At 69.5% G+C, this 16,507-nt stretch carries 17 protein-coding genes and 1 pseudogene; 12 read left to right on the top strand and 6 right to left on the bottom strand.

Annotated features, from left to right (window positions below; translation table 11 throughout):
- Together ABD817_RS16795 and ABD817_RS16790 are read left to right on the top strand one after the other, a co-directional pair.
- Positions 1–271 (top strand): hypothetical protein (locus ABD817_RS16795; RefSeq protein WP_344918870.1); only part of this gene is annotated, 271 nt, incomplete at its 5' end.
- Between the two features lie 604 nt (positions 272–875).
- A pseudogene (locus ABD817_RS16790) lies at positions 876–1,079 on the top strand (transposase); the annotation flags it as partial.
- Between the two features lie 234 nt (positions 1,080–1,313).
- On the opposite strand, the gene ABD817_RS16785 reads toward ABD817_RS16790, so the two are convergent.
- On the bottom strand, positions 1,314–3,110 hold the full coding sequence (locus tag ABD817_RS16785) for a carboxylesterase/lipase family protein (protein WP_344918869.1): 1,797 nt from the start codon (positions 3,108–3,110) through the stop codon (positions 1,314–1,316).
- 821 nt (positions 3,111–3,931) lie between these two features.
- Between ABD817_RS16785 and ABD817_RS16780 the strand changes: the two genes are divergently transcribed.
- Complete coding sequence (locus ABD817_RS16780) at positions 3,932–4,801, top strand: ion transporter (protein ID WP_344918868.1); 870 nt, start codon at positions 3,932–3,934, stop codon at positions 4,799–4,801.
- A gap of 8 nt (positions 4,802–4,809) precedes the next feature.
- On the opposite strand, the gene rpsD is transcribed toward ABD817_RS16780, so the two are convergent.
- A complete protein-coding gene (gene rpsD, locus ABD817_RS16775) occupies positions 4,810–5,424 on the bottom strand; it encodes a 30S ribosomal protein S4 (RefSeq protein WP_344918867.1) in 615 nt (204 codons plus the stop codon).
- Positions 5,425–5,511: 87 nt separating this feature from the next.
- Here rpsD and ABD817_RS16770 point away from each other — a divergent pair, with 87 nt between their 5' ends.
- Positions 5,512–6,237, top strand: a complete 726-nt coding sequence (locus tag ABD817_RS16770; RefSeq protein WP_344918866.1) for a DUF2470 domain-containing protein — start codon at positions 5,512–5,514, stop codon at positions 6,235–6,237.
- An 85-nt stretch (positions 6,238–6,322) separates the two neighbouring features.
- Positions 6,323–6,517 (top strand): CsbD family protein, encoded by a 195-nt coding sequence (locus tag ABD817_RS16765; RefSeq protein WP_329083190.1) that lies wholly within the window; start codon positions 6,323–6,325, stop codon positions 6,515–6,517.
- 254 nt (positions 6,518–6,771) lie between these two features.
- Here the strand turns inward: ABD817_RS16765 and ABD817_RS16760 are convergent, their stop codons facing one another.
- On the bottom strand, positions 6,772–7,119 hold the full coding sequence (locus ABD817_RS16760) for a hypothetical protein (RefSeq protein ID WP_344918865.1): 348 nt from the start codon (positions 7,117–7,119) through the stop codon (positions 6,772–6,774).
- Between the two features lie 114 nt (positions 7,120–7,233).
- Between ABD817_RS16760 and ABD817_RS16755 the strand changes: the two genes are divergently transcribed.
- The 3 genes from ABD817_RS16755 to ABD817_RS16745 are packed head-to-tail and all read left to right on the top strand — an operon-like array spanning position 7,234 to position 8,320.
- Positions 7,234–7,599: a hypothetical protein gene (locus tag ABD817_RS16755; protein ID WP_344918864.1), complete on the top strand. Its 366-nt coding sequence runs from the start codon at positions 7,234–7,236 to the stop codon at positions 7,597–7,599.
- A 4-nt stretch (positions 7,600–7,603) separates the two neighbouring features.
- A complete protein-coding gene (locus ABD817_RS16750) occupies positions 7,604–7,993 on the top strand; it encodes a hypothetical protein (RefSeq protein ID WP_344918863.1) in 390 nt (129 codons plus the stop codon).
- A 60-nt stretch (positions 7,994–8,053) separates the two neighbouring features.
- Positions 8,054–8,320 (top strand): hypothetical protein, encoded by a 267-nt coding sequence (locus ABD817_RS16745; RefSeq protein ID WP_344918862.1) that lies wholly within the window; start codon positions 8,054–8,056, stop codon positions 8,318–8,320.
- A gap of 215 nt (positions 8,321–8,535) precedes the next feature.
- Here ABD817_RS16745 and ABD817_RS16740 read toward each other — a convergent pair whose 3' ends face one another.
- The 3 genes from ABD817_RS16740 to ABD817_RS16730 form a co-directional block, all read right to left on the bottom strand.
- On the bottom strand, positions 8,536–8,787 hold the full coding sequence (locus tag ABD817_RS16740; protein ID WP_344918861.1) for a hypothetical protein: 252 nt from the start codon (positions 8,785–8,787) through the stop codon (positions 8,536–8,538).
- 318 nt (positions 8,788–9,105) lie between these two features.
- The gene (locus ABD817_RS16735) at positions 9,106–9,576 is read right to left on the bottom strand and encodes a winged helix-turn-helix domain-containing protein (RefSeq protein WP_344918859.1); all 471 of its coding nucleotides are present in this window, start codon (positions 9,574–9,576) and stop codon (positions 9,106–9,108) included.
- 243 nt (positions 9,577–9,819) lie between these two features.
- Positions 9,820–11,121 (bottom strand): ROK family protein, encoded by a 1,302-nt coding sequence (locus ABD817_RS16730; protein ID WP_344918858.1) that lies wholly within the window; start codon positions 11,119–11,121, stop codon positions 9,820–9,822.
- A gap of 202 nt (positions 11,122–11,323) precedes the next feature.
- Here ABD817_RS16730 and ABD817_RS16725 point away from each other — a divergent pair, with 202 nt between their 5' ends.
- The 4 genes from ABD817_RS16725 to ABD817_RS16710 are packed head-to-tail and all read left to right on the top strand — an operon-like array spanning position 11,324 to position 16,313.
- Positions 11,324–12,541 (top strand): ABC transporter substrate-binding protein, encoded by a 1,218-nt coding sequence (locus tag ABD817_RS16725; protein ID WP_344918857.1) that lies wholly within the window; start codon positions 11,324–11,326, stop codon positions 12,539–12,541.
- Positions 12,542–12,559: 18 nt separating this feature from the next.
- On the top strand, positions 12,560–13,528 hold the full coding sequence (locus ABD817_RS16720; RefSeq protein ID WP_344918856.1) for a carbohydrate ABC transporter permease: 969 nt from the start codon (positions 12,560–12,562) through the stop codon (positions 13,526–13,528).
- A complete protein-coding gene (locus ABD817_RS16715) occupies positions 13,525–14,373 on the top strand; it encodes a carbohydrate ABC transporter permease (protein WP_344918855.1) in 849 nt (282 codons plus the stop codon). Before ABD817_RS16720 ends, ABD817_RS16715 begins: the two co-directional genes overlap by 4 nt.
- 44 nt (positions 14,374–14,417) lie before the next feature.
- Positions 14,418–16,313, top strand: coding sequence for a DUF2264 domain-containing protein (locus ABD817_RS16710; RefSeq protein WP_344918854.1), 1,896 nt, complete (start codon positions 14,418–14,420; stop codon positions 16,311–16,313).
- Positions 16,314–16,507 lie beyond the last annotated feature (194 nt).

Genomic DNA, 16,507 nt, shown 5'->3' with positions numbered 1-16,507 from the left:
ATACAGGAGCGAGCTCAGGCGTGAGCTCGGACTCACATGCAAGAGCGACCGCAGACGCGAATACCGCCGCGAACTCAGGCGCGCATACAAGCGCGAACTCGGCCTCACGTGCGCGAGCAACCGCAAACGCGAATACAGGAGCGAGCTCAGGCGTGAGCTCGGACTCACATGCAAGAGCGACCGCAGACGCGAATACCGCCGCGAACTCAGGCGCGCATACAAGCGCGAACTCGGCCTCACGTGCGCGAGCAACCGCAAACGCTACTACTGAAGCGAGCGCACCGGCGCCGACACCGGCAGGGGCTTCGGTATCGGCGGCAGGATCAGCGACAGCGTCGGCGGCAGTGGTGTCGTCCGGGGAATCGACAACTGACGGGGACCGACAGGTGACTGACACGGCCACCGGCGGTCAGGAAGTCAGAAAGTTGTCGCTGTAAGCGCGAGCCACACGCTCCTCCCCCCGTGGAGCAGGCTTCGGCCAGACTCGCGGAAGATCCGCCTCGCGACGAGCGGCCCGACCCATCGAACATCCGGGTCGGGCCGTTCGCCGTCCCGTGCTTGGCGAAATCGTCCATGTGCGCCCGCCGACCGTGAAACGACACCGGTCGACGTGGAATCCCCCGCCGCCCCGTACGTGGACGGACTGGGTCCTGTTTTGTGGATCACTGAGTGTTGAATGGCGCGACCGGCGTCTTGGGCCTCGCGGGGTCGTCGCACTGCGCGCGCATCACGCTCAAGCCGTGGTTGATCGGAGCTTCGCCCCAAACCCCAGGTGAGAGGCCTTGCGGCCCCTCACTCTCCCCGGCCGTCACCCCGTTCGCCTGACGCCACAGCGATCGTGTGACTGGATAGAGCACGTGGTTCGTCGCCATGAACTGACCGATGACGCCTGGACGCGCATCGCCCCGCTGCTTTTGGCCACCCCCGAACGCGGTGGCCGATGGCGCGATCACCGTCAGGTACTCAACGGCATCGTCTGGAAGATCCGCACCGGCGCCGACTGGCGCGACATCCCCGAACGATACGGCCCCTGGCAGACCATCTACCAGCGCTTTCGCCGCTGGTCATCTGACGGCACCGCGGACCGCGCTTCTCGGCGGATCGAAGCCGTCGGCCGCCATTGGACGACCCTGTTGACCTGGGACGACAGCACTACTTTGCGGCTGGGCGTAGCTTTAGGAGTCCGGGGCCGTCACCACGGTCGGCCACGGCGACGCCTGGACGGAGTACCGGGTCGTCAGTACCGCCATGCTCGGCGCCGCCCCGGCCGACCGTGTCGTGAGAGTCAATCCTCTAGCGTCAGGTGAGCTGAGTCAGGCGATCGGTCCCTGGTATGCCATCCAGAAGTCGACAGCTGCCGCCCGCGGATGCGGTACGACTGCGGTGTCGTCACCGAACCGCATCACCCGGCCGGGCGCCTGTTCCACGGTGGGCCAGCCGGGCAGACCCGGTGCGTTCGGGTCCCCATGGCGTACGAAACTGATCCAGTACGCGCTCATGGCGTCGCGCAGCCGGTAATCCGCCGGCTCGTAGTCCGGACTGCCGCCACGGCTCAGGTTGTCGTACGCGTACATCACCTCCGCCCCGTGATAGGCCCCAAACTTCTGGAGGCCGATTTCCGGCGGCACGCGTGTGAAGAAGTAGAGATAGGCCGCCGATTCGCCGGTCTGTGTCTGCAGCCGCGCCCAGCGGTGCATGCCGCGGGTCATGACGCGGTCGGTGTCGGCGCGCAGGCGTGATTGGAGCACCTGCTCCGGTGTACCGCCCGGATACAGGGCCAGGAATCTGTCGGCCTCTCGCCCGTACGTCTCCCGCACCCATCGCTCGTAGACGGTGACGTCCGTGTCAGGTGGGCTTGCCAGGGCGAGCGAGGCTTCGTCGGCGTTGCTGCCGACCAGGATGGGCACGTCAAGCTGTTCGCCCGCGGCGTAGATCTCCGCGGGTGGCCGGGCCAGGACGTGCCCGTCGACCGACGGGCGCCAATGTGACCTGAGCGCTTCAGCCGCCTTGACGACCCGCTCCACCGGCATCGCGCGCATCTGCTCGATCGTCGCCCCGCCCAATCGCTCGGCAAGACGCCGTCCGGCCTGCTCGGCCACGCCCCGGGTGTCGCCTTGGTCCCCATTGTCCGTGTCGCCGCTGGTGCCCATGCACGCGCCGCTGCCGGCGATGATGCCGTGCACCAGTCCCTCGGCCAGTGGCGTGGCGCCCAGAATGCATACGCTTTCGCCGCCGGCCGACTCTCCCGCGACCGTGATACGGCTGGGATCGCCGCCGAATTCCGCAATGTTTTCCCGGACCCACCGCAGTGCGGCCAGTTGGTCCAGGATTCCGTAGTTGCCCGAGGCGTTCAGCGTCGATTCCGCCGCGAGGTCGGGGTGGGACAGGAAGCCGAGCACACCCAGCCGGAAGTTCACGGTGACCGTGAGGATGTCCCCCCGTGCCGCGAGGGCCTCGCCGTCATAGAGCGGCAAGGCCCCGGAGCCGGTCGCGAAACCGCCGCCCGGGATGTAGACCAGGACAGGCCGGTTCGTGGCGGCGCTTTTGGTGCTTCGCCAGATGTTGAGAGAAAGACTGTCCTCACTGGTGGGATAGGGGTTGAGGAAGGTGTCCTCCAGCGGGACGTCCACGATCTGCGCGAGAGCCCGGCTTCGGAAGGAAGACGAGTTCTGCACCGGAACGGCGGAGAACCGGTCGGCGGCGAACACCTCGCTGCGCCGCAATGGGGGCTGCGGGGCGCGCCACCGCAGATCGCCGACCGGCGGCCGCGCGTACGGGATGCCGGCGAAGATCTCGACCGTTCGATCGTCATTGGAAACGCCCGTGACAGGACCTTCCCGGGTGCTGACCGCCGCGGTCCGCCGCGGTTCCTCGCCGCCGGCCAAGCGGGTCTGTGCCGGCGGGTAGGCGAGGACTGCCGTGGCGGCGACCAGAATTCCCGCCAGCAGCCACGCCCCGGCCTGAAGTACCAGCCGCTTCGGCCGCCACCACCGCGCGGTCAGGCCGAGCCCAGCCAACATGGCCGCGACCAGGGCCCATCCCCACCAGGGGCTGCGGTTTAACCAAAGTAGGCCGGAGGCGATCCCGGCCACCGGAATCAGCGGAAGCACGGGTGAAGTCAACACCGTGTTCCCGCCACATACTCAAGGATTCACACCGCCGAGTCGCACAGATCACTCGCCGTCTGCCGGTCTCCTAAACGGCTCGCCTCCACCCAACGGGAACCGCCCCGGCTACCGTCGCCGTCCATGGACGGAATCGCCATCATCGGCTGCGGCGGATCCGGCAAGACTGTCCCTGCCCGCCACCTGGCCGACTACCTCGGCTTGGCCGTCACCAGCCGCACGCGCTGTACTACGACGACCGCTGGAACCCGGCCCCGATGAAGAAGTTCGCCGACGCTCAACGCGAAATCACCCCGCGAGCTGTTCGGCAGCCCGCTGGACGACACCAACTGTCCCGGCGGCACCGGCGTCGATCCGCAGCTCCCGGGCGGCGCCTCCTGCTACGAAGTGGTCGGCGGCAACACCGCCACGGCGACGCGGAAACCGTTCGGCCCGGTGAGAACGAGGGCGTACATGGGACACGGGAAGTAGGACGGCCGGCACCGTCCGCGAGGCCGGCGGCTCCAGCCGCCGCCACTCCGCACGCGCCGGACCGCCACGGCCCGCGCACCGGCGGCACCGGTCCGGCGCCCACTGCCAGGAGATCCGGGGAACAGGACCTAACCCGCGGCGCGTTCCGCGAGCGGGCGCCGCCGCCGCGGGGCGGTGAGGTGACGCGCGCGGCACGCGGTTCCGGGACCCGCGACGTCCCCGTACGGCGAAGAGCGAATGACCGTAATGTCCCGCGACCCACGTAACAGATCCGGAACTTCACCGATCCGTTATGATCTTGGCTGTCTCAGCCCCTCCGACCCCCAGGAGCCCCCGTGCCCTCGCGCGAGCGTCTCCGCGCCCTGCTCGAAACGCACCGTTTCCAGCAGTTCATCATCGCCGTCATCGTGGTCAACGCGGCCACACTTGGGCTGGAGACCTCGGTCACGGTCGTCGAGCGGTACGGCACGCTGCTCACCGTCGTCGACCACCTGGCGCTCTACGTCTTCGTCGCCGAACTGACCGTCAAGCTGTACGCCTACGGCTGGCGGTTCTTCCGCAACCCGTGGAACCTCTTCGACGCGGTGATCGTGGCGGTCTCGCTGCTGCCCACGGCGGGCGGGCTCTCGGTGCTGCGGGCGCTGCGGATCCTGCGGGCGCTGCGGCTGATCTCCGTGGTGCCGAGCCTGCGCCGGGTGGTGACCGCGCTGCTCACCGCGATGCCGGGGATGAGCTCGATCGTGCTGCTGCTGGCGCTGGTCCTCTACGTCACGGCGGTGATGGGCACGAAGCTCTACCACGTCACCGCCCCGGAGTACTTCGGCGACCTGCCCACCTCGCTGTTCACCCTGTTCCAGATGATGACCGGGGACGCCTGGTCCGACATCACCCGCGAGGTGATGGCCCAGCACCCCTCGGCGTGGGTGTTCTTCGTGGCGTTCATGCTGGTGTGCACCTTCGTGGTGCTGAACCTGTTCATCGCGGTGGTGGTCAGCGCGATGGAGGAGGAGCACACCGAGGAGTCCGTACAGGCGACCGAGGAGCTGGGCAGGGCGGTACTCACCGAGCTGGCCACGCTCCGGGCCGAGGTGCGGGAGCTGCGGGACCGGGTCCCGGTGACGCCGGACGGCGTTCCGATCCCGGCCGCGAACGACGGCGCGAGAAAGCCCGCCACCCGGAGGGCAGCGGGCCGGCGCCGCGGATAGGTGCCAGGTCAGCGCGAGTAGAACTCCACCACCAGCTGCTCGTCCACCGGGACCACGATCTGCTCGCGCAGCGGGCGGCTGAACAGGGTGAACCGGAGGTCGGCGTGGTTGACGTCGAGGTAGGCGGCGATCCGGTCGTCCGCGTACACGCCCTCGGAGGCGGCGACGAAGGGCTGCATCCGGCGTGACTTCTCGCGCACCGCGACGACCTGACCCGGCTTGACCAGGTAACTGGGAATGTCGACCTTGCGGCCGTCCACGGTGATGTGGCCGTGGGCGACGTACTGACGGGCCGCGTAGATGGACGGAGCGAGGCCGGAGCGCAGGACCAGGGAGGCGAGACGCGTCTCCAGCAGCACCACCAGCTCCGCGCCCGCACGCCCGGTGCCGCGCAACGCCAGGTCCCAGTAGCGGCGCATCTGGCGCTCGGAGACGTCGTAGTACCAGCGGAGCTTCTGCTTCTCCATCAACCGCAGCCCGTAGTCACCGGTCTGCCGCCGGTTGGTCTTGCGACCGTGCTCACCCGGCGGATAGGGGCGCTCCTCGAAGTATCGGACGGCCTTTCGGGTCAGCGGCACGCCCGCCCTCCGAGACAGACGCACCTTCGGGCCGGTGTAGCGCATGCTCACTCCTCTGTGATTAGGTTTACCTTAGTTAGGCAAGGCTAATCTTACACAGCAGTATCTCCCGACCTCAAGGAGAGCCGGTTCATGCAGCCCGTCACCGCTCCGCCGATCCCCGAGCGGGTCCGCACTCTCGCCGCCACCGCCGCTCCCACCCACGTGTCCATCTCCGGAGCCACCGGCCCCGCGACGCCCGCCAAGGGCGGCGTGGACGGCACCGGCCGCCCCGTGCTGCTCGTCCTGCCGGGTGACCCGCTCTATGACACGCGGGACGAGCCCGTGGTGACCGTGGATCTGACGTCGAACCGCTCACTGGGAGAGCACGAACTCTCGCGCGGCCTGCTCAAGGTGCAGGGCTGGGTGCAGGCGGTGCCCCGGGCCGAGGTGCGGGAGACGGCGGTGGCGATCGCCGAGCGCTGCCCCGACGAGGCTCTGTTCGAGGTGCTGGAGGGGATGGACGGCCCCCGGCTGGTCCGCGTCGACGTCGGCAGGGTGATTTATCTCACCGGACCGGAGTCGGGCGTGCTGGACGCCGAGGAGTATCTCGGTGCCGCCCCCGACCCCCTGATGGGCGATGCCGAGCGCATGCTCCACCACATCAACGACTCCCACCGCAGGCAGCTGGAGACCGCGCTGGGCTCGCTGCTCGCCGCGCCGGTGCCGGAGGCCTGGCTCTGGGAGCTCGACCGCTTCGGCGCGACCATCCGCTGCGGCGTCGACGACCCGACCCTGATCCGGCTGCCCTGGCCCTCGCCCATCACCGACGCGGAATCCCTCGAACACGCCGTACGCTGCCTGCTCTGCCACCACTGACGGAACGGGCGAGCATGTTTACTCCCTGCTCCCGGGGAGAGGGGACCTACCGCAGGACAAGACTCCACAACGGGAGGACTGCACCATGGGTGCCGACGACAAGTTTGCCAACAAGGCCGAAGAGCTCGGGGGCAAGGTCAAGGAAGGCGCGGGACGCGCCACCGGCAACGAGCGACTCGAGGCCGAAGGCAGGACCGACCAGGCCGACAGCCACCTCAAGCAGGCCGGGGAGAAGTTGAAGGACGGCGCGAAGAAGGTCAAGGACGCCTTCAAGAGCTGACCTGAGACCATACGCGGCGGTGGGGGTCCCGGTTCTCCGGGACCCCCACCGCCGCGTATGGCTTCCACCTCACCGGAGAAGATCTCGAACTGGAGCGGATCCCGGACCGGACAGGTCCACGATTCGCGAGAGAGCCGGTTCTCCGGAGGCCGGATACCGGAATACAGGGAGATCAGTACCCAGGAGGCCAGTACCTGGGAAGCCAGGACTCAGAAAGCCGGGCCCCAGGAGGCTGGGACCCGGGAAACCGGGACTCAGGAGGCCGGGCCGACCTCCGGTTCCGGTGTTCCGTTGCCTGACGTGTCCTCCCCGCTCTCCTCATCGCCCTCGGCGGTCCCATCGGTCCCGCCATCCTCACCGGCCTCGGTGCCGGTCGCGCCGTCGGCCTCGGCCTGGGTCTTGGCCTCGCCCGCGCCCTCGGGACTTTCCTCCTCCGGGGTGCGGCGCGCGTCGTCGGGGTCCGCCAGAAGCGGCCGCTCGGGAAAGGTCGTGTCCGACCCCGACCGTTCCGCCACGACCCGGGTCTCGCCGTCGACGCCTCGCGGGCCCGCGGGCGGCGGATCCTTCTCCGGAATGTCACGCTCGGCCGTGTCTTCGCTCACCTCAGGAGTGTCCGTCATGCCGACCCCCTCCCCTGACAAAGCTCAAATATGTCGCCGGACAGGCATGGGGCCGGTGAGCCGGGTAGGAAAACCCTCGACGAAGGGAGCGAGATCATGACGGTCACCCGGTTCCAGGATCTGCCACTGGCCGAGCACGACAGGGCCTGGGACGGCGAAGCGGCCGAGAAGCGCGTCCGCTCGTGGTCGAACGCCGAAGAGGAACCCAACGCCCGGTACCGGGAAGCCCACGTCTGGTACGACGGCGACGATCCGGACAACTTCGGGAGCTACAAGCTTCCCATCGCCGACGTGATCGACGGCAGGCTCAAGGTGGTGCCGCACGCCATACGGGCCGCGGGAGGGATCATGCAGGGGGCTCGGGGCGGGGTCAAGGTGCCGAAGGAGGACCTCGGCCGGATCAAGGCCCACCTGGCCAGGTACTACGCCAAGATGGGCGAGACCGCCCCGTGGGAGTCCTGACGGGGTGACGCGTTTCGCGTTCGGCTTCGACCCGGTCTGGCGGATACCGCTGCTGCTGGTCGGGGTGAGTCCCGGCAGGGCCTTCGCCGAGGTGCGCGAGGGCGGGTTCTCGGTCCGCTTCGGCCCGTGGTCGCTGCGCACGCCCCTGTCCAATGTCGCGGGCACCACCGTGACCGGCCCGTACGCGCCGTGGAGGGCCATCGGACCGCACCTGTCGCTTGCCGACCGCGGGGTGACGTTCGGCACCAACACCAGGCGGGGCGTGTGCGTCCGGTTCCACATCCCGGTGCCCGCTCTGGCACCCGGCGGTTTCCTGACCCACCCGGGCGCAACCCTGACGGTCTCCGATCCCGAAGGACTGGTGAAAGCCCTCGGGCGGCCACCTGAGACGTGAGCCGGACACATGACGGAGGGGCATCCGGGTAAAGAGTGCGTTCCAACCAAGGAGGGAAACATGACGGCCGAAGGACAGATGCCGGAGGAGACGTCCGCGAGCGGGAAGCCCATGGTCGCGGCCACCCCGCGCGATGTCGCCCACATCCGCCTGGGCTCGTTCGCCCTGATAGCGGTGATCGGCCTCGGGGTGCTCGGTCTCGTGGCCGGGATCACCTGGCTCACCGTCGCGATGGCCGTGCTGGCCGTGATCGCGATCGTGGACATCGCCCTGGCGGTGCGCCGGCAGTCACGTGCCGCTCCGGGCACGACGACGGAAGCGGGCTGAGTCGCCGAGCGTCGCGCTCGCCCTCCACCCGCTCAACGTGGCGCTCCCGGTCTTCAAGCCGTTCGGCCGGACATCATACGGACGGCGACGACCGGCCGGACCCCGGCGAACGGTGGTGACACCACCGGCGCCGTGACGGCGAACGGCGCCGGGCGTGGTGACCACGCCCGGCGCCGTCGTGCCTCGGTCATTACCGTCTTCTACCGTTTCCGGGTTTACCAGTGCTGGAAGACAACCGGGCGGTAGAACGACTGGAAGCCAAAGGGCACGTAATTGTTGTAGAAACCGAAGGGCGCATAGCGAGGGTAGAACCCGAAAGGATTGAAGGGGTCGTAGATGTCGCGGCCGGTGACCACCGAGACCTGCTGGGTCGCCGCGCTCGCGCCGGCGGGCTGGGCCGACACCGCCATGCCGACGATCAGGGTGGAAGCCGCCAGGGTGCCGGCGACGAGAGCCTGCTTGAACATGAGAAATCACTCCGTGTCTGATGATTGAGCCCGGCATGCCGCCAGGACGTACAGAGCGCCGACCAGGTTCCAGGAAATATGCTGAATCGACGTCAGGTAAGACGCTAGTTCAGCGACATAACGACGTTCGCCCCAGAAAAGACAAAGCCTTGGTCCGGGATCATTCCGGGAAGGAAAGGTGGAGGTTACACCGAAACGGAGATCAAGGGCCTTCCGGGCATCCGTGCCCCGTCTGCCGCCCGCCCATCACGCTCTGTCGCGCCCCGCCCATCACCCCGTTCGTCACCCAGCCCGTCACACTGTCTGGCACCCCGCCCGTCACCCCGTCCGCCGCGCCGTCCGCTGCGTCGTCTGCCGCGCTGTCCGGCGCATCGGCAGCCGGAAGCGGCCGGTCCAGCCCAGCCGGTCCAGCAGATAGGCCACCCCGCGGGGGGTGTAGGACACCTGGAACCTCTCCGCGATCAGTACGGCGACGCGTGCGGTGGTCCAGTGGCCGTCGTCCCAGCCGTGGGCGGCGGCCCCCTCCTCCAGGGCCGTCTCCAGCCGCTCCAGCTGCTCGTCGGTGAGCTTACGGCCGCTACCGGCGCCCTTGGAGACCAGTGCCGCCCTGCCGCCCCGCTTCCAGAGCGCGTACCACTCGTAGGCGGACTTCCGGGTGATTCCCAGCAGCCGGGCCACCCGCGCCGGTGCGATCTCCCCCGCGAACATGTCCGCGGCCCGGAACCGCAGCTTTTCGCGCCTGGCCCGCTCCTGCGCGGACAGCCCACCACCCCTGTCTGAATATCTCATACTTTAAGGCTCTCACCTGGGCAAATAGGATCTAACAGGCACCCAGCCCGTGTCACCCCCGCGCTTCCCGGCCGGGACCGGCGAGACGGGCCCGGCCCGAAGTTCCGGGGACGCGACGGCGGCGCCCGCCGAACCCCCTGGCTCACGGGAGAGGCCGCCGATGACCTGCGGCCCGCCCCGCCCCCGACCCCGGCCGATCCCGCCAGGACGTTCGCGGGGAAGCCGGGCGGGGTTTCTCCCCGGTCAGCGGGGCGCGGGGATCCGGGCGGAGGGGTGGGCGTTCAGGAACTCCTCCAGGACGAGGGTGGCGGCCCCGTGGGCGACGGCGTCGGGACCGAGGCGGCCCAGGACGATGGAGGTCGCCGCGTACGGCTGGGACAGGGAGTTCGCGGCCGAGGCGGCGCGGATGTCGTCGAGCAGGTGCCGGCCGAGCAGGAGCCCGAGCCAGCCGCCGATGACGATCCGCTCGGGGTTGATGAGGTTGATCAGGTTGGACAGGCCGACGCCCAGGTAGGTGACGGTCTGGGTGATCACCGACGACCTGGACTCCACCAGCGCGGCCAGCTCGGCCTGCCAGTCGGCCGTCCGCGTGGGCACCCCGGCACGGTCGAGGATGCCCTCGGCCCCGATGTAGGCCTCCAGGCAGCCGCGTGCGCCGCACCGGCAGACCCGGCCGTTCACCACGATCTTGGTGTGGCCCCACTCCCCCGCGCTGCTGCTCACGCCACGGAAGGTCACGCTGTCGGAGACGATGGCGGCCCCGACGCCGGAGCCGATCAGCACGATCACCGCGTCACCGGATCCGCCGGAGCCGGGCACCGCGCCCGCGAGGCCGCGCCCCGCGCCGCCGGAGCCGTACCCCGGGCCGATCCCGCGCTCCTCACCGTCGCGCCCCCTGCCGTCGCGGCCCGGGTCGCCGCCACGGCGGGGGGCCGGCCACAGCTCGGCGCGGCCCAGCGCCTTGGCGCCGTTCTCGACGAACAGCGGGAGCGCGGTACCCGCGCGTAGGAGCGCTCCCAGGGGCACGCCGTCCCACCCGAAGGTCCTGGTGTGGATGAGCGCGTCGGGTCCGCCCTCGACGATGCCGGGGACGCCCACGCCGACGCCGAGGGCCTGGCCTGCGGGGACGCCCGCGTCGTCGAGGACGACCTCGATCCCGGCGAGGATGTGGCGCACCACGAGCTCGATCTGGTGCCTGGCGGGGCGCAGGGCGTACTCGACCCTGGCCCTCTCGCGCATTTCGAGGTCGAACAGCTCGACGCGCACGTGGGTCTCGGCGACGTCGACGCCGATCACGTAGCCGTACCCGGGATTGACGCGGAGGATGGCGCGGGGGCGTCCGCCGTCGGACTCGGCCTGGCCGGCCTCGACCACGATGTTCTCGGCGAGGAGGTCGCCCGTCATACTGCTGACCGTGGCGGCGCTGAGGCCGGTGAGCCTGGTCAGCTCGTTGCGGGTGAGGGGACCGCTGAAGTAGAGCGTTCGCAGCAGCATGGCCCGGTTGCCCTTGCGCACGTCGCGGACCGTCCTGCGCTCGGGCCTCACGATGGCCTACCTCCCCATGTCACGGCACATGGTAGTTGAAGATCTGAAGATATTCGCCCGCCCCCGGCCCTTCGGATGGCCCCTGCCCCACGGGTGACCTACGTCCGTCTTTCCTCCGTGTTACCAAAGCGTTTCTTAAGGGGACTGAACTTTTTTCACATCTTACATTATCGTCCGTTGCACCCCCTATCAGGAGGAAGAAATGATCAGGAGAGTCACAGGGGCTGCGGCCGGTATGGCACTGCTCGCCGGAATCGTCGCCTGCGGCGGCGACAACGGGACGGCCTCGGAGGCCACGACACTGACCTACTGGATGTTCCAGGACCGCACCCCCCAGGCGGGGGAGGTCGTCGAGAAGCTGCGTACCGACTTCGAGAAGGCCAACAACGTCACCGTCAAGATCGTCAAGATCCCCAAGGACGACTACAACACCAAGCTGGGCAGCGCCGTCGCCGCCGGGACCGTCCCCGACGTCGGCATCCTGGACCAGCCGCTGGTCGCCAGATTCGCGCTGGACGGCACCATCAAGGAGGTGCCCGCCGGTACGGTCGACGAGAAGATCTACTACGAGGGCGCCCTCAACACCAACAAGGTGAACGACAAGCTCTACGGGCTGCCGCTCGACCACACCGCGGTGGCGCTCTTCTACAACAAGAAGCTGGTGCCGACGCCTCCCAAGACCTGGGACGAGCTCAAGGCGACGGCCGCGAAGATCCACCAGGCCGACCCGAAGATCGCGGGCATGGTGGTGCCGAAGGGTGACGGCTACGGCGGCTGGATGTGGCCGGGCTTCCTCGGCGGCGCCGGAGGCTCCCTCGTCGACGAGAAGAACAAGAAGATCCTGTTCGACCAGCAGCCCGGGGTCGACGCGCTCCAGCTCTGGGTCGACCTGCTGCCCTCGTCGCCCCGGCAGATCACCGACTCGGACAAGCCCTTCGAGAACGGTCTTGCCGGAATGATGATCTCCGGTCCGTGGGACGTGGCCACCATCAAGGCCGACTTCCCCGACCTGGACTTCACCACCGCCCCGCTGCCGTACAAGACCGAGCCCTCCGGCAACATCGGCGGCGAGAACGCGGTGGTCTTCAGCAAGGGCAAGAACCCCGAGCTGGCGTGGAAGTGGCTGACCTACCTGACGAACGCCCAGAACAACACCACGCTCGCACAGGCGCTGGGCGGCTTCCCGACCAACATCGAGGCGGCCGAGCGTGACGCGGCCACGTTCGGGCCCGACCAGGCGGCGTTCCTGGAGCAGCTCAAGGTCGCCCAGGCCAGGCCCGCCCTGCCGGAGTGGATCCAGATCAACGACGAGATCATCGCACCCGCCCTTGAGGCTGCGCTGAGCGGCAAGGTCACCTCCCAGCAGGCACTGACCGAGGCCGCGGACAAGACGCGCGCGCTGCTCAAGTGGAACGGATAACGCGAAAGCGAGGCAAACGTGGCATCTCCGGTGCTGGCTGACAAGCCCGCCGTGACGCCTCCTCCCGGGCGGCGACACCGTCGCCCGGGTTTCGGGCGACGCGACCACGTCATCGGGTGGCTTCTGATCGCCCCCGCGGTGATCTACTTCGTCATCTTCCTGCTCTACCCCGCACTGGCCGCCCTCTACTACAGCTTCACCGACTGGAACCTCCGGACGGCACCGAACTGGGTGGGCCTGGCCAACTACACCGACCTGCTGTTCGACGACGTGAAGTATCCGCACTTCTGGAAGTCGATCCAGGTCACCCTGCTGTACACGGTGATCGCCGTACCGCTGACGCTGGGCACCGCGCTCGTCCAGGCGCTGCTGATCAACGCGATCCGCCGGGGTTCCAACATGTTCCGGCTGCTGTTGTTCCTCCCGGTCGTGACCGCCGAGGCGGCCGTGGGCGCCATCTGGCGGTGGCTCTACGACCCGCAGTACGGCCTGGTCAACACCATGATCGGGCTGGTCGGCATCCCACCGCAGAACTGGCTCAACACCCCCGACCTGGTCATCCCGGCGCTGTCGTTCATCGCCGCCTGGCAGTGCGGCATCTCGATGATCATCTATCTCGCCGGGTTGAAGGGCATCCCCGACTCGATCCGCGAGGCGGCGATCATCGACGGCGCGGGACCCGTCCAGCGGTTCCGGAAGATCGTGGTGCCGATGCTGCGGCCCACCACCTTCTACCTGCTGGTCACCGGGGTGATCGCGGCGCTCCAGGTCTTCGGCCTGGTGTACGTGATCTTCTCGGGCGGCGGCAACAGGAGCGTCACCGGCGGCCCCGAGCAGTCGGGCCTGACCTACGTCCTGCACCTGTACCTGTTCGCGTTCCGCTACGACGCGATGGGCGCGGCCTGCGCGATGTCGTTCATCCTGTTCGTCTTCATCATGATCATTACTGCGTTGCAGTTCAAGTTCGTCAAGCAGGAGGCGTCGTGAAGGCCGCGAGGAAAGTACGGCTCGCGCCCATCTACATCGCGCTGGTGCTGCTGGCCCTGGTGTCGGTCGTCCCGTTCCTGTGGATGCTGGCGACCTCGTTCAAGCACGGCTCGGACGTCTACACCAAGGTGCCCAGCCTGCTGCCGCTCGACCGCAAGACCGGCGAGTTCTCCCCCACCCTGGAGAACTACGAGCACGTTCTGCAGGTCAGCGGGCTGGGCCAGGCGTTCATCAACAGCGTCTGGGTCTGCCTGATCCTGGTGCCCGCCAAGCTCCTCGTGGACGCGCTCGCCGCCTACGCCTTCGCCAGGATCCCCTTTCCCGGCAGGGACAAGCTGTTCGTCGTCCTGCTCGCGGGCATGATGGTCCCCACGATCACCCTGCTGGTGCCGCGCATCCACGTCACCCAGGCGCTCGGCATGTTCGACTCCGGGTGGGGCCTGATCCTGCCCAACGTGGCCTCGGTGCTGGACATCTTCCTGCTGCGCCAGTTCTTCATGTCGCTGCCCTCCGAACTGGAGGAGGCGGCGCGGATCGACGGCGCGGGACGGATGCAGATCTTCTGGCGCATCATCATCCCGCTGTCGAAGCCGGTGCTGGCGGTCGTGACGATCACCAGCTTCATCTTCCACTGGAACGACCTGGTCTGGCCGCTGGTGGTGCTCAACGACCCCGAGCTCTACACGCTGCCGCTGGCCCTGCAGCAGCTGGCCAGCAGCGAGTCCGGGCGGGCGTACTACATCATGGCGGGCGCCGCTCTGGCGGTGATCCCGGTCATCGTGGTCCTGCTGATCTTCCAGCGCCGCATCATGCAGGGGATCGCGTTCACCGGGCTCAAGAGTTGACCCCTCCGCCGGTCGCGGGCGGGGCGCCGCGCGACCGCGAGGACATGCGACGGCTCGTGACCGAGCTGGTCGAGCCGCTGGTTCCCCGTTTCAGCCCCGGGCGGGCGCGCCTGCGGCTCGGGGCCAACGCGGCCCACTACGGCGACGAGGCCGCCGAGCTGGAGGCGTTCGCCCGCCCCCTGTGGGGGCTGGCGCCGCTGGCGGCCGGAGGGGGGTCCTTCGGGCACTGGGAGCTGTGGCGGCGGGGCCTGGCCGCCGGGACCGACCCCGGGCACGGGGAGTTCTGGGGGGCGGCGACCGACGTCGACCAGCGGCTGGTGGAGACCGCCGCGATCGGCCTGGCGCTCGCCCTCGCCCCCGAGGCCGTGTGGGACCCGCTGAGCGGCACGGAGCGGGACAACCTCGCGGCCTGGCTGCTCCACGCGATGACCCGCGAGACCGTCGACAACAACTGGCGGTTCTTCCCGGTGCTGGTGGGGCTCGGGCTGGACCGGGTCGGGGTGCGCTTCGACCCCGCGCCCAACCTCGCCCGGCTGGAGCGCCTGGAGTCCTTCGCCCTGGGCGGCGGCTGGTACGGTGACGGCCCCACCGCGCAGCGCGACTACTACGTCCCCTTCGCGATGCACTTCTACGGCCTGGTCTACGCCGCCCTGGCCGGTGACCGCGACCCGGGCCGGGCGGAGCGCCTGCGCGAGCGGGCGGCGGCGTTCGCGCTCGACTTCCAGCACTGGTTCACCTCGGACGGGGCCGCCGTGCCCTTCGGCCGGAGCTTGACCTACCGCTTCGCGCAGGGGGCCTTCTGGGGCGCCCTTGGCTTCGCCGAGGTCGAGGCCCTGCCGTGGGGAGAGGTGCGGGGCCACCTGCTGCGGCACCTGCGCTGGTGGCTGCGGCGGCCGGTCCGCGACTCCTCGGGCCTGCTCACCCTGGGGTACGGCTACGCCCAGCCCGCCCTCGCCGAGCAGTACAACGCCCCCGGCTCCCCGTACTGGGCGCTGAAGGCGTTCCTGCCGCTCGCCCTCGCCGCCGACCACCCCTTCTGGGCGGCGGGCGAGGAACCCGCGCGGGAGCTCCCCGAGACCAGCGTCCAGCCGCAGGCCGGGGTCGCGCTGATGCGGTGCGAGGAGGGACGGCAGGTCGTCATGCTGAGCGCGGGGCAGCACCACACGTGGGTGCGGCACGGCGCGGCGAAGTACGCCAAGTTCGCCTACTCGACGTCCTTCGGGTTCAGCGTGCCCGCCGGCTCGTGGGGGCTGGAGCAGGGGGCCTTCGACAGCACCCTCGCCCTGAGCGACGACGGGGCGCACTGGCGGCCCTGCGAGGTGCCCGGGGACTTCTCCGCCCGTGACGGCCTGCTGCACGCCCGGTGGGCGCCGTGGCCGGACGTGGAGATCGACACCTGGCTGCTCGCCCGCTCCCCGTGGCACGTGCGGGTGCACCGCGTACGGTCGGGGCGGGGGCTGCTGTCGGCCGAGGGGGCGTTCGCGGTCGACCGCGACCCCGTCGCGCACCGCGTCGCCGAGGGGCCCGGCCACGCCCGCCTCGACTCCCCGGCCGGGCTGTGCGTCATCGAGGACCTCGGCGGGGCCTCCGGAGCGGGAAGGACCGGGGAGCTGGTCCGTCCCCTGCCGGGGACGAACGTCGTCGTCCCGCGTACGGTCATCCCCACGCTGCGCGGCGAGCACGAGCCGGGCGAGTACTGGCTGGCCTGCGCGGTCCTCGGCCTCTCCGGTCCCGATCATCCCGGTCCCGGTCGTCCTGGTCCCGGTCGTCCTGGTCCCGATCATGCCGGTCCCGGTCGCGTCGGTCCCGGTCGCGCCGGTCCCGATCATCCCGGTTCCCGGCTTTCCGGCGGTGGAGGGCCGGTGGACTGGCCGGAGCCGCCCGGCCTGGAAGGCGTCCTGGCGCTCCTTCCCGGCGGTCACCCCTTCGGGACCGGCTGACCGGCCGACGGTGATCTCGCGGCCGCGGCCCACCGGTGGATCGCACGGGCCGACGCGACGTACGAAAAGGTGTCGAAACAGGTCAGAACGGGAATTTCCTCCCAGAGCCACCATTTCCCCCCGGCGGCACCCTCGACCGAGAGGGTGCCACGACCGGGACGCCGGACGGAGCGCCGCCTCGCCACGACTCGCTA

Source organism: Streptosporangium oxazolinicum (assembly GCF_039537505.1).
GTDB lineage: Bacteria > Actinomycetota > Actinomycetes > Streptosporangiales > Streptosporangiaceae > Streptosporangium > Streptosporangium oxazolinicum.
Note: the sequence above shows the minus strand (reverse complement) of the source record. Positions and strands in the feature narration are given on the sequence as shown.

Bases quoted from the DNA above. Each gene is read 5' to 3' on its own strand.
- ABD817_RS16755 (WP_344918864.1), top strand. From the start codon at position 7,234: ATGACGGTCACCCGGTTCCAGGATCTGCCACTGGCCGAGCACGACAGG.
- ABD817_RS16725 (WP_344918857.1), top strand. From the start codon at position 11,324: ATGATCAGGAGAGTCACAGGGGCTGCGGCCGGTATGGCACTGCTCGCC.
- ABD817_RS16745 (WP_344918862.1), top strand. From the start codon at position 8,054: ATGACGGCCGAAGGACAGATGCCGGAGGAGACGTCCGCGAGCGGGAAG.
- ABD817_RS16710 (WP_344918854.1), top strand. From the start codon at position 14,418: ATGCGACGGCTCGTGACCGAGCTGGTCGAGCCGCTGGTTCCCCGTTTC.
- ABD817_RS16740 (WP_344918861.1), bottom strand. From the start codon at position 8,787: ATGTTCAAGCAGGCTCTCGTCGCCGGCACCCTGGCGGCTTCCACCCTG.
- ABD817_RS16765 (WP_329083190.1), top strand. From the start codon at position 6,323: ATGGGTGCCGACGACAAGTTTGCCAACAAGGCCGAAGAGCTCGGGGGC.
- ABD817_RS16770 (WP_344918866.1), top strand. From the start codon at position 5,512: ATGCAGCCCGTCACCGCTCCGCCGATCCCCGAGCGGGTCCGCACTCTC.
- ABD817_RS16735 (WP_344918859.1), bottom strand. From the start codon at position 9,576: ATGAGATATTCAGACAGGGGTGGTGGGCTGTCCGCGCAGGAGCGGGCC.
- rpsD (WP_344918867.1), bottom strand. From the start codon at position 5,424: ATGCGCTACACCGGCCCGAAGGTGCGTCTGTCTCGGAGGGCGGGCGTG.